This is a genomic window from Flavobacterium sp. B183 (genome assembly GCF_023539155.1).
GTDB lineage: Bacteria > Bacteroidota > Bacteroidia > Flavobacteriales > Flavobacteriaceae > Flavobacterium > Flavobacterium tructae.
Genome location: NZ_CP097434.1, coordinates 240,803 through 254,528, shown reverse-complemented (window position 1 = coordinate 254,528; position 13,726 = coordinate 240,803). Strand labels below are relative to the sequence as shown.

The window sequence follows — 13,726 nt, the reverse complement described above, 5'->3', positions numbered from 1 at the left end:
TTTCCTTCAATAGAATTAGGAGGTAACACAGAATGCGTGTCTTATTATTATGGTAAGTATGGCAGGAACAAAAACAGCGATTCAATTTTAACTAAAGTTGCCAAATATTCATAAAAAAAAGCCCGAAGTTGGCAAACTCCGGGCTTTTTAAAAAACTATTAAAATCGATTAGCAAAAGTTGGATTAGAACAATCCGCCTCCACCTTTATTGGTATTGTCTTCTCTTTGTTTACGTTGCAGGTTTTTGATTTTAGCACCTCCAAAGTTGTAAGTTAACCCTAGGTAAACCGTTTGGCTCTCCCATGTAAATTGCCCTGAATGTGAATAAGGATACTGAGAATCAAAAGCGTATTTCATTGTATTGAACACATCGTTAAAACGTAAACTGATGTTCATTTTATTGTTTAACAAAGTATAACGGGATCCCATATCCATTTTATACATGGCATGGCTGTTATTTTGAAGGCCTTCAACTTCACCTCTGTAAAATCCGAATAATAAAAAGCTTAAACGTTTGTTTACTTTGAAGTTAGAATTCATACGTCCGTTGAAAGCACCAACAGTAATTTTTCTTTCCAGAGGACTACTTTTTTGAGTTACAGGATCGTATACAAACACAATACCTTGTTGGTTAATGCTTGAAAAGTCAATAGATGGTGAAATGTCCCACCATTTTGCAATTTTATAAGTGAACGAAGCTTCGAAACCATAAGAAGTATTACGGTCAAAGTTAGCATAGGTCAGGATTTGTTTGTTACCACTTGGATCTGTATCGTCCGGAAGTAAAACTCTGCTGATTTGGTCGTTGATGCTTCTCACAAAAACACCTGTAGTAAAGCTTCCTTTTTCGAAAGTTTTAGTATAATTTACTTCAACAGAATTCGTAAACTGAGGTCTTAATTCAGGATTTCCTAATGCTGTAATTAAAGGAGTAGAAAACTCACGAATAGGTTTTGTTTGTTCTAAACTCGGACGGTCTACACGACGGCTATAGCTAAACTGTAACGTGTTTTTCTCATTCAGATTGTAAGTCAAATATGCCGATGGGTATAACGTGATGTAATCGTCATTGAATTTGTCAAGACCATGATTTAAATTCGCAACCACTTTATAACTTTCGAAACGAGCTCCTAATTGATAACTGAATTTTTTGAACTTCTGTCCGAATGTCACATAAGCAGAATAAATATCAGTATCATAAGTATAATTAGAAACTGGAAGTGCTGCTAACGGATTTCCAGTGATATAATCGTTATCAGTTTTTGTAATTCTGGCTTCGGCACCTGCTTCAAGAGTCGTTTTGTCGTTTAATGGATTTACGTAATCAATGTTTAAAGTACTTAGTTTACGAGTACCGGCAATATAATCGTTATAAGACTGATTGTTTAAAGTATTGTCTTTCTTTCTTATTTGCGTATCAAAACCAGCATTTTGGGTTTCTTTATTGTCACTATAGTTTCCTTCAATATCTAAGGTATGACCTTCTTTTTTAAAGATGTGTTTGTAAGCTAAATTATAAGTTCCTACGTTATCCGGACCAGTATATTTTGATTTCTGTAGCATATTGTTAATATCTGAACTGGATACATTGCTGTAATCAATATTGGTGTCTACAAAAAACTTACCGTTTGATTTATTCTGGTTGGTATAAAAAGAGATCGTATTGTGATCATTGATAAAATAATCCATCCCGATTTTATACAAGTAAGAATCATTTTCGTTCACAACATCAATTTTCTGACGAATGTCCTGATCGTATCTGTTGATGAAACCATCATTGTAATAAGTTCCAAAATTTTGTCCCACGTTTCCAAAGAAATTTACTTTTCCTGTCTTGTAGTTCAAATCTAAAGACTGATTGTACTTCGCTACTTCTCCAAAAGTAATTCCCCCACTGTAACTTCCGTTGAAACCGGTATTGGTGTTTTTGTGTAAGATGATGTTGATGATACCAGACATTCCTTCCGGATTGTACTTGGCACTTGGGTTGGTAATCAACTCAATTTTTTTGATTGACGTTGATGGAATTTGTTTCAACAACTGAGCAGGATCAATGTTTGAAGGTCTTCCGTCGATCAATACACGAACGTTATCATTTCCGCGAAGCGAAAGTTTTCCGTCCTGATCTACGTTTACAGATGGAATGTTGTTCATGATGTCAGAGGCAGAAGCACCGGCAGTAGTCAAATCTTTTCCGACAGTAATTACTTTTCGGTCAATTTTTTGCTCGATTGTCGAACGCTCACTTACAATGTTCACTCCTTTAAGCTGAGTAGCTTCTTCTTCAAGCGATACATTAATGGTCGCTGTTTTTTTGTTATCACTTAAAAGTAAAGAGCCTACATATTTTCGGAATCCAATATATTGAATTTCGATAGTATAACTTTTTAAAGCCAGGTTTTTGATAGAGAAATCTCCGTGATCATCAGAATTAACTCCTGCGACTACTTTTCCGTTCTCTTTAACCGAGATGGTCGCGTAAGAAATAGGAGCACTGTTTGATTTTTCAGTAATTTTTCCGGAAACACTTCCTGAATTCTGTGCATTTGCTGTTGTTATTACACCCAGTAATACGAACAGAAAGAATTTTAGTTTCATAATGTAATAATGATTTTTTGATGGATTGATGATGATTGTTTCTTGTTTTTGTTTTTTGTCTCCAAACTATTTTGAAGTCTCTATTAAGACTCGTTTGCTAAGGATATGTTACAGAAAAAAGTAAAAAAAAATATTTCTTTGGTGAGAACGTCTGTTTTATAACAGGTTAGCATTTTGGTTTTTGCATAATTTTAACACTTGAAAGGAGAGGTTTTTTAAGAAATTGGAACTGTTTTATTCGATTTAATATGTTTTTGATTTTCTGTAATTGATGAATAAGCAGTATATTTGCACACTTTAAAATAAGTTTACATGTCATTATCACAAATTCTTACACCTTCTATACAAAAAGCAATACAAGCATTATTTGATGTTACTGTTGAGAAAATCGAATTTCAAACCACCCGAAAGGAATTTGAAGGCGATATCACAATGGTGATTTTTCCTTTATTGAAAGTGATTAAAAGCAATCCTGTCGAACTGGGAAATAAAATTGGAAATTATCTGGTAGAGAACGTTTCTGAAGTAGCGCGCTTTAATGTGGTTTCGGGATTTTTGAATATTGTCATTGCAGACAGTTATTATTTGAATTTCTTCAATGAAATAAAAGACAATACCAAGTTCGGATATGTAACACCAAATCCGGAAGATAAAGCAATCATGGTCGAATATTCTTCGCCAAACACCAATAAACCTTTACACTTAGGTCACGTACGTAACAACTTGTTAGGGTATTCGGTAGCCGAAATTATCAAAGCATCAGGGAAAAAAGTATACAAAACACAGATTATCAACGATCGTGGAATTCATATTTGCAAATCGATGCTGGCCTGGCAGAAGTTTGGAAATGGTGAAACTCCTGAAAGTTCAAATTTAAAAGGAGATAAATTAGTAGGGAAGTACTATGTTGAGTTTGATAAAGCTTACAAGGCAGAGATCTCTCAGCTAATGGAAGCCGGAAAAACAGAGGAAGAAGCAAAAAAACAGTCTCCAATTATTATTGAAGCACAAGAGATGCTTAAAAAATGGGAGTCAGGAGACGAAGCGGTAATTTCGCTTTGGAAAATGATGAACCAATGGGTTTACGATGGTTTTGCTATCACTTATAAAAATCTGGGTGTTAATTTTGATAAATACTATTACGAGAGCAATACCTATTTATTAGGAAAAGATGTGGTTCAGGTAGGTTTGGACAAAGGGGTTTTTGAAAAAGATCCTGACGGTTCCGTTTGGATTGATCTTACCGATGAAGGTTTAGATCGTAAAATTGTTTTGCGTTCAGATGGAACTGCTGTATATATGACACAGGATATCGGAACAGCAATTCAGCGTGTAAAAGACATGCCGGATGTGGGCGGAATGGTATATACAGTAGGTAACGAACAGGATTACCATTTTAAAGTACTGTTTCTTATTCTGAAAAAACTAGGTTTTGACTGGGCTTCAAGCTTGTATCATTTATCATATGGTATGGTTGACTTGCCTTCAGGAAAAATGAAAAGTCGTGAAGGAACCGTTGTAGATGCCGATGATTTGATGCAGGATATGACCGATACAGCGAAACAGATTTCTGAAGATTTAGGAAAATTGGACAGTTATTCAACCGAAGAAAAAGCCAAATTGTACCAAACCATTGGTCTTGGGGCATTGAAATATTATATCTTAAAAGTAGATCCAAAAAAACGTATTTTGTTTAATCCTGAAGAATCTGTTGATTTTGCCGGAAATACAGGACCGTTTATTCAGTACACTTATGCGAGAATCCAATCGATAATCCGTAAAGCTGATTTTGAATTTTCTGTAAAGACAAATACGGAAGAATTACACGAAAAAGAAAAAGAGCTGGTAAAACAAATTGAGCTTTTCCCGGAAGTAATTCAAAATGCGGCACACAATCATAGTCCGGCTCTGATTGCTAATTATACTTACGATTTGGTAAAAGAATATAATTCTTTTTATCAGTCGGTACACATATTAGGAGAAGTAGATTTAACTAAAAAAGTATTCAGAGTGCAGCTTTCGCAAAAAGTAGCTGAGGTTATCAAAGCCGCTTTTAGTTTGCTGGGAATCGAAGTTCCGGAGCGCATGTAATTGCTGTACAAAAGATAAAATACAAAGGGTCGATAATTATGAATGTAATTATCGACTCTTTTTTTTTTGTCCACCCGAAATCTAAAAGTCTATTGTTTTTCGAGAGTAGAAAGGGAAAGTTTCTAAAGAGTTACGATCGAAGAGAATTGTATTTTATTAGAAAATATAAGGTAATTAATACGAAAAACAGGTAAAGGTTTTTGGGGCGAATTTTCGTGTAAAAAACACAATTTAACATTTGTAAATCTCGTTTTTATAACTATGTTTACGGTAAGAAAATAATTTATAAAAAAAGTTGGTGAAATCAATAAATACAGGCTGTTAGCTAAAAATTTCCTGTTAAAATAATAATCGAGGAAGCCGAAAATCGCAAGAGTAGGCAAAAAATTAACCAAAAAACAAATGATTAAAAATTCCTTTTTACTACTAGTGTTTCTAGTAGTGTGTTGTTCTGCAAATGCGCAAGATTTGATTTCTCCTTCTTATGGATTTTCTCACAGTAAAACTGCTTACATTACTTTAGCTGATGGTACCGAAATAAATGGTACTATTAAAGATATCGACAGAGACAAAGGTTTAATTGAGTTCATCAAATTACAAGATGGAACGGGTAAAAAACACAAACTAAAACCAGAAGATATTAAATTCATGTACTTGCCACCAAGTGGATTGGATAACTTAGGGAAAAGATTAAATTTTCTTGAAGACTTTAAAAAATGGAATGACGATAAGTTAAACCAGGATTTCTTAAACCAAGGATACGCTTATTTTGAAACTGCTGATGTAAAAATCAAAAAAAGAAACAGTAAATTGTTAATGCAATTACTTAATCCATCATTCAGTAAAGAATTTAAAGTGTATTGTGATCCTTATGCAAAAGAAACAACTTCATTAGGAGTTGGAGGAGTTAAATTTATCGGAGGTGATGCAAAATCTTATTATGTTGCTAAAAAAGATTCTCCTGCATTTTTATTGAAGAAGAAAGATTATAAAAAAGAATTTGTGCCATTATGGGGAAGCTGTGAAAAAGTAATTACTGCAAATCCGGAGCCTAAATGGACAGATTTAACAAAACATATTGTTTCTTATTCTGAGTGTACAGAAGCTAAATAATAGTTCATGTAAAACGTATTTTTTATACATAGCATAAATCAAAGGGCTGATAGTTATAAAACTATCAGCCCTTTTTGTTTTTTCTCGATTCTTATTATACGGTCTTGTATGATATAGTCAAAATACTGGATTTTAGTCTTCTAGAAAAAAGTAAAAAAATAGTCTGTTATTTGCTTGTGTGTTATAAAATAATATATTAATTTTCCTACTTTAATAAAGGAAGTACGACAGGGTACTAATATCCTTATTTACAGACTCTAATATCACTTCAAGAGTTTTTTTAGCATTTCCGCGAGGAATATTCCAAAATATCTATCATAGAGATTAAAAATACCAACCTTTTATTAATTTTAATTTTATGCTGTTTTGAATTAGTAAGCTAATAGCCTAATTAAACATAGAAGGTAGTAGACCGTTTGAATTCATTTTCAGACGGTTTTTTTTATGCATAAAAAAGCCGATAGTGACAAACTATCGGCTTTTAGAATATAAGTAGAAAAAGAATTTCTTATTTTACGAACTTATTAATGATTGCATCAGTTTCTGCTTTTGTAGCAGTTGGTTTCAAATCAAACAGAAGTGAGTAAAGTGCTTTTCTGTCTACTTTAGCTTCTAAGTTTAAGTCCTGGTGTCTGTCAAAAAGAGTTTGCCATTTGTCACGAACATTCTTCCAAAGGGCGTTGTTTTCTTTCCACCATTTTTGAGCAGCGATACATTTAATATCCGGAACTTTAGTGTAAACGTCCAGGCCTTTTTCTTGCGCTAATAAAACATCTTTTCCGCTGTCGTCACGTACCAATTTGTCATTGTCTTGCTCATGATTCCATCCTGTAGCTGTAATTTCGTGAATGTTTCTTCTTTTTAAAACATTATAGTCATTACGTTTGGTTTGCTCTCTTCTTGGAAGTGGTGCATCAGCAATGTTTGCCCAGTAGTTTTGTCCGTCTACGTGTACCCATGTCGAAGATCCTTCGTAACGTGGGCTATCGTCTACCTGAAATACTTTTTGTGTCCATTGGCCTTTTACTGCTTTTTTGTCCAGTTGTTTGTATTTCCATGAAGTTCCTTTATTAAAGGTATATAAATCAGTGTTTTCATACAACCAGTCTTGTCTCCAGTGTTTGATGATCATGTCGTCACTCACTATTAATAAGTGTTGCATTACAATTTTGTTAGGAGTGTCTTCTAATAACTCTACCCATTCTAATGCAGATTCGTGTTTTGTTTCTGATGGTTTATAAGTCGCCGAATCTTTAGCGTATTGAAAAGTTTCTGCGAAATTAAACTTCACTTCGTAGCAACCACACATAGATTTGATGGATTTGATGTCTTGTTGCTTTTTATCCTGACTGAAACCAAGGCTACAAGTCAAAGCCATAACAGCTGAAAAATAGAGGCTTTTTGAAATCATAACGTAATATTTTGTTTTTAAATTTTCGCAAATATATGTATTTAATTTAGAACAAATAAAAATAATTTATACATTTGCGCCATTATTAAGATTGAATAAAAATAATGAAAATCAAATTTATCTTTTTTGCAGCTTTTCTTTTTTGTCAAATATCTTTTGCACAAAAGAAAGATACCACGGCTGTAAATAAACTTTCTGAAGTGGTGGTTACCGGGCAGTTTGAACCACAGTCTATAAAAAAATCAGTGTTTAATGTTCGTGTGATTTCTAATCAGGACATACAAAATTTAGCAGCAAATAACTTAGCAGACGTTTTAAATCAATATTTAAATATCACCGTTAGACCTAGTGGAACAACCGGGCGCTCAACCGTTTCCTTGTTTGGATTAGATGCACAATACTTTAAAATTTTAGTGGATAATATACCATTAGTTAATGAAGCCGGTCTGGGGAACAATACAGATTTGTCTCAGATTAACCTAAATGATGTGGATCATATTGAAATTGTAGAAGGTTCTATGGGAGTTAGCTACGGAGCCAATGCTGTAAGCGGAGTTCTTAATATTATAACTAAAAAATCATCTAAATATAAGTGGGATATTAATGCCGCAGTGCAAGAGGAGACCGTTGGAAAAGAATACGCTCTTTTTGATAAAGGACGCCATATTCAATCTTTACGTGTAGCGCATACTTTTAATGAGAACTGGTTTGTAAGTGTAGGAGCAAATAGAAATGATTTTCAAGGTTTTTTAAATGGTAAAAAGGGTAAGGATTACTTTCAAACTGATTTTATGCGAGGTTACAGTTGGTTGCCAAAAGATCAGTTAAACGGAAACGCGATGTTATCGTATCGAAAAGACGATTTTCGATTCTTCTATAAATTTGAGTACTTAGATGAAGATGTAGATTTTTATAATAGTACAGTGCAGTCTCTTTTTAATCCTACTTTGGGATCCTATCGTGCTGCTGATGATAAAAGATATTTTACCAACAGGTACTTTCATAATTTAAATGCAACCGGATCGCTGTTCTCACAATTAACGTATAATGTTTCTGTTACACATCAGAAGCAACAGCGAGAAATAGAGAATTTCACGTATTATTTGTTTACTAAAACTGAAGGGGCGAACGAGAAGAAGAAAGATCAGTCGATGGAAGTTCTTTCCTCTACAGGGACATTAAATAATTTTTTCTCAGACAAAAGTATTGATTTGCAGGTGGGATATGAATTTGTAAACAATAAAGGATTCGCACTTGTTCAAAAAAAGAATAATGTGATTGAATCGGTTTATAAAACGATAGAGAACTATGATTTTTTTGTTTCTTCAGAAATTATGGCTACCGATCGGTTTTCTATAAAACCGGGATTGAGATTTTCGGCACAGTCTAAATTTAAAAATCAATATGCTTCTTCAGTTGCATTAAGATATTTGTTTGATAAAGGAGTTGAGTTGAGGGGATCGTATGGTAACGGTTTTAGAACTCCAAATTTTGAGGAATTGTATGTGAATCAAATTTTCGACGGACATTTCTTTGCGGGAAATGAAAACTTGATTCCGGAAACAAGTACTTCTTATGAAACAAGTGTTAAAAAGTTTACTTCGTTTCCTTCAGGACTACAAATATCAAATACAATTGGGGGAAGCTACCTGGATGTTAATGATAGAATTGACATGGTATTTATAGGGAACAATCCAAATACCGGTACACCTGAAAATCAATACATCAATATTAGTAAATACAGAATGTGGAATTTTTCTACAACGAATCAGTTCAGATTAAATAGCTTGACGATTAATGTTGGAGCTGCATTGGTAGGAGTTTCGCAGCGATTAGACAATCAAAAAATTGTTTCAAACGATGATTTTCTCTATTCGTTTAATTTAAATGCAAGTGTATCTTATAACATCCCAAAGTGGAAAACAATTATTTCGGGTTATTACAAGTACAACGGAAAAACGCAACAGTTTGAGGAAGGTGCGTCAGAATACGTGCTGTCTACTATCGCTGCCAGTAATTGGTTTGATGCATCAATCAGAAAGAATTTCTTCAAAGACAGATTTGAAGTAACGGTCGGAGCAAGAAACATTTTTAATGTAACCGATGTAAACCGAAGTAAAACAAGTGGAGGATCGGCACATGCAACATCTTCAAATTTAATGCTCGCATACGGACGTTCTTACTTTTTTAAATTAGCATATAATCTTAATCTTTAAATACTTAATACATAAATACAATGAAAAAACTTTTATTACTATCATTCGCTTTCTTATCACTTGCATCTTGCTCAAGTGACGACGATACTAAGGTCGAGATCCCGACCGTTGGAGCAACTTTACAGCCGACAGTTGGAGGTCCTAATCAGCCAAATCAGGTTTACCTTGATTTAAGTGCTGCGGAATTTAAAGCAGTAAACAGAGAATCATGGGATTTCGGATTCTCATCAGGAGATGATTTTAGAGTTGTTTTGAACGGATCTGTTAAAATGGCTGTTAAAAAATTAGCTACATCAGATATTACAGTATCTCAAACAATCGACACCAATGTTTCAGTTGGAGCTGGTGAGAACCCTTCATCAAACGGATATGTTGATAATCCAACTGGTGTTTTAGCTGGTGCAGGAGCAGGAGTAGGAACTGCTATTGCTGAAGTTTCTGCAACAGATGCAGACAATAAAGTATATTTAGTGAATCTTGGATTTAAAGTTTCAACAGCAGTACCGGCAAAAGGTTCCGTTAGTGTTGATGGTGATTCAAGAGGATGGAAAAAAGTTAGAATTTTAAGAAGCGGTAATGGATACAAAATTCAATACGCTGATTTGACTTCTACTACATTCACAGAAAAAGTAATTTCTAAAGATGCTGATTTTAATTTTACATTTTTCAGTTTAGCGACAGGAAATACAGTTGCAGTTGAACCGCAAAAAGCAAAATGGGATTTAAACTTTACCGTATTTACCAACTATTTTAATATGGGTAGTGGTGATGTGACTTACGGTTTTTCTGACTTTATCACAACAAATGCAAAATCTGGAACTCAGGTTTATCAGGTTTTAGTTACGGCTGATGTAACTTATGCTGCTTTTGCTAAAGCAAATGTAGTAGAGTCAAATTTCACGCTTTCAAAAACAGACCAGAGAGTTATTGGTTCTAACTGGAGAAGTGGTGGTGGACCAACTACTCTACCAAGCATAAGAGCAGATCGTTTTTATGTGGTTAAAGATGCAGCCGGAAATTATTATAAAGTTAAATTCCTGGCGATGACCAATGAAGCAGGAATTAGAGGTTATGTTACTTTAGAGTACGCAATCCTTAAATAAGAAGAAGATAGAAAACCCGAATAATTAATTTGTTCGGGTTTTTTTTACATCTGTAGTCTATCACATTCAATTTATTTCAAATTTTAGTTAATCATTGACTTTATTTTTTTATTTTTTTTTTTGATCAAGAGGTTGGATTCGTTCAGCCTCTTTTTTTTGTATTATTTTAATGTTAAAAAGAACCTAGAAATTAATTGTTTAATTCTATCTTTGCCCGTACTTTTTTATAAGGAATTAGTAGGAATTTTGAAATGAAATTTTTAGTGAATCCTTTCTTCAAATTTATTATTACGAGTGAATACAAAATCTTATTTCTTTCAGTCTTTTGCCATTGTGGCACTGGCATTTATAGCTTTCATCGGGTTTAAGCAAATCTTGCCGGACAAGATCTTTTCGGATAGTAAAGTAGATTCTAAAAACGTACTAATCGATAGTCTGCTTTTAGAGTCAGTCGCAAATGATTCTCTGGAACAGGGTGGAGACAGTCTGACCGAAGATGAGAAAAATGAAATGAGGGAAAAGATTGTTTTCGATGCTTCGGAAGGAATCGAATTTCCATCTGAAACTTTCGATAACTACAAAGGATATCAATACCTGATTTCTTTTTACGAAAAATTATACCAGCTGGAGAATAATCCGCAAGCCAAAGTCAGAATTGCCTATTATGGAGATTCCATGACCGATGGTGATTTAATTGTGCAGGATGTTCGCGCCAATTACCAGGAACGTTTTGGTGGAAGCGGAGTTGGTTTTGTGTCCATCAATTCAGAATCTGCAGCATCACGTGGTTCTGTAAAATCTTCGGCTTCCAAAAACTGGAAAATGCAATCGTATTTGAACGTAAAACATCCAACGAGTCCATTTGGAGTAAACGGGCATGTGTTTTTTGCTAATGATAAATCAAATACGACCTGGGTTCAGTACGAAGCAGGTTTAAACAAACACGCAACAACTTTAGATAGTCCGACTTTGTATTACGGCAGAGGGTCTAAAAAAGGTAATGTAAATTTCATTATCGGCAAAGATACCTTGCGAAAAAGCCTTGTACCAAACAATCTGATCAACACTCTAAAAGTAACTTCGGGAAGCATAAAAGGATTTAAAGCCAATTTTATTCATGCCGATTCCATTCCAATCTATGGTTTTAATTTTGATAGCGGAAACGGGGTTCATGTAGACAACTTCTCGCAAAGAGGGAACTCAGGTTTGCCAATTTCTACCTTTAATTCGAATGTTATGCAGGGGTTCAATAACAGTTTAAAGTACGACTTGGTTATTCTACATTACGGAACCAACGTTCTAAATTATGGAACCAAGAATTACAATTGGTACCAAAGAGGTATGACCAAAGCGGTGAATAAAATTAAAGAATCTTTTCCGGGAGTTTCGATCCTGATCATTTCGACAGCCGATAAATCTACCAAGTACGATTTAGAGATGAAAACCGATTCAGCAGTTGTTCCATTAATGAGAGCGCAAAAAAGATACGCTCTTGAAACCGAATCCGGATTTGTGAATTTGTACACCTTAATGGGAGGTGACGGATCAATGGTGAAATGGGTAGACGAATCTCCGGCCAGAGCCAATAAAGATTATACACACTTTAATCAGCGAGGGGCAAAAGCTATTGGTAAATTAGTATACGATCAATTGAACAAAGGTTACGAGCAATATAAAGTATTACGGGTAAACAGAGAGGCTGATACCAACAAAAGGAAAGCAGCCAGGAAGACCAATACAGATTCCGTAGCGGTAAAAACAGATAGCGTAAATGAATAGATTAATTATCTTCTTTTGTTGTCTTTTTTTCTCAACAAACGATAAAATACCAAAGACAGATTCAATTCCAATTACAAAAAATATGATGCATAAAGCCGATACAGCCGCTGTTGATTCTTTTTCGGGAGACAGGATTTATAATGCAGAAGTCTTAGTGCCGTTTTTTTTGAAATTGAAGTCGAACGAAAGTCAAAATAGTCAAAAAATCAATATGGTCCATGTGGGAGATTCGCACATTCAGAGTGATTTAATGACCAATGAGATTAGGAAAAAACTACAGCAAAAGTTTGGTAATGGCGGCCGTGGGTTAGTTTTTCCGTATCAACTGGCCAAAACAAACGGTTCTTATAACGAGCGGTTTCGTTCCAACAGAGGTTGGGAAAGTTACCGAAACATTCATCCTGTCAAAAATGTTCCCGTTGGTTTAAGCGGAATTGCACTTTGGAGAGACAATGGCGGTTTTGCTGTTGAATTGAACGTTAAAGATGCTGCGTATAATTTCAATACTATTAAAATTATTACGCCACAAAATCAGAACATGTTTGATTTAGCGATATCCTCTCAAACCAAAACGATTCAGTCTACAGAGCGAAAAGTAATTGCGCACAAGATTAAAAAAGGAGAAGCGATCTCGACAATTGCTGACAAATACAATGTTTCGGTAGCCGATATTAGAAAAGACAATCATCTGAAATCGAATAACATTCGTGCGGGAAGAACGCTTAAAATCCGAACAAACGAAACTAAGCCGAGAAATATTACAAGTTCAGAATTTGTTCCCCTAAATTTAGAATCGGATTCGTTTACTCATTATTACAACTCTGAAAAAACGTTGAGTCGTATTTTCCTGCTTCCCAATAAAGAAGCTTCAAAGTACGAATTGAGCGGAATCGTTTTAGAAAAAGATACCCCCGGTTTAATTTATAGCAGCATTGGGGTAAATGGAGCCAAGTTTTCAGATTATAATAAGTACCCGTTATTTTTTGAACAGCTAAAAGCATTGCATAGCGATCTTATAGTTCTTTCGTTAGGAACAAACGAAAGCTACGATCATATGGAAGCTTCGGCGTATATAAAGGAATTGCGAGATTTTATAAAAAATGTGAAAGAACACAATAGTAAGGTTTCTATCATCGTGATGACTCCGCCTCCTTCATTACTCAAAGCAAGAAGACCTAATGTTTATATTCGCGATTACGCAAAAAGTATTATTGAAATAGCAAAGACAGATGGTTTTGCAGTTTGGGATTTATACGATGAATTGGGAGCGATGGAAGGAATTAGAGGTTTAAAGTCCTCTGGATTAATTGGCCCGGATTGGGTTCATTATTCTAAAAAAGGATATGAAAAACAAGGAAACTTGTTTGCAGAAGCATTTTTAAAAGCATACGATAATTTTAAATTAAAGAATTAAG

8 protein-coding genes are annotated in these 13,726 nt (G+C 34.5%); 6 read left to right on the top strand and 2 right to left on the bottom strand.

What is annotated here, in order from left to right:
• Window positions 1–183: 183 nt before the first annotated feature.
• Entirely contained in the window at window positions 184–2,598 is a 2,415-nt protein-coding gene (locus tag M4I44_RS01155; protein ID WP_089077507.1) for an outer membrane beta-barrel family protein, read from the bottom strand.
• Between the two features lie 312 nt (window positions 2,599–2,910).
• Between M4I44_RS01155 and argS the strand changes: the two genes are divergently transcribed.
• Window positions 2,911–4,689 carry an arginine--tRNA ligase gene (gene argS, locus M4I44_RS01150; protein ID WP_089077506.1) on the top strand — a complete coding sequence of 593 codons (1,779 nt, stop codon included), beginning with the start codon at window positions 2,911–2,913 and terminating at the stop codon, window positions 4,687–4,689.
• A gap of 402 nt (window positions 4,690–5,091) precedes the next feature.
• On the top strand, window positions 5,092–5,802 hold the full coding sequence (locus M4I44_RS01145) for a YgdI/YgdR family lipoprotein (RefSeq protein WP_249966287.1): 711 nt from the start codon (window positions 5,092–5,094) through the stop codon (window positions 5,800–5,802).
• 508 nt (window positions 5,803–6,310) lie between these two features.
• Here M4I44_RS01145 and M4I44_RS01140 read toward each other — a convergent pair.
• Window positions 6,311–7,213: a DUF6607 family protein gene (locus M4I44_RS01140; RefSeq protein ID WP_017494888.1), complete on the bottom strand. Its 903-nt coding sequence runs from the start codon at window positions 7,211–7,213 to the stop codon at window positions 6,311–6,313.
• A gap of 104 nt (window positions 7,214–7,317) precedes the next feature.
• Between M4I44_RS01140 and M4I44_RS01135 the strand changes: the two genes are divergently transcribed.
• From M4I44_RS01135 to M4I44_RS01120, 4 genes are all read left to right on the top strand, one after another.
• Window positions 7,318–9,429, top strand: a complete 2,112-nt coding sequence (locus M4I44_RS01135; RefSeq protein ID WP_017494887.1) for a TonB-dependent siderophore receptor — start codon at window positions 7,318–7,320, stop codon at window positions 9,427–9,429.
• A gap of 20 nt (window positions 9,430–9,449) precedes the next feature.
• On the top strand, window positions 9,450–10,532 hold the full coding sequence (locus M4I44_RS01130) for an HmuY family protein (protein WP_017494886.1): 1,083 nt from the start codon (window positions 9,450–9,452) through the stop codon (window positions 10,530–10,532).
• A 294-nt stretch (window positions 10,533–10,826) separates the two neighbouring features.
• Complete coding sequence (locus M4I44_RS01125) at window positions 10,827–12,311, top strand: SGNH/GDSL hydrolase family protein (protein ID WP_070907797.1); 1,485 nt, start codon at window positions 10,827–10,829, stop codon at window positions 12,309–12,311.
• A gap of 82 nt (window positions 12,312–12,393) precedes the next feature.
• Window positions 12,394–13,725 carry a GDSL-type esterase/lipase family protein gene (locus M4I44_RS01120; protein WP_249966286.1) on the top strand — a complete coding sequence of 444 codons (1,332 nt, stop codon included), beginning with the start codon at window positions 12,394–12,396 and terminating at the stop codon, window positions 13,723–13,725.
• Window position 13,726: the final 1 nt, after the last annotated feature.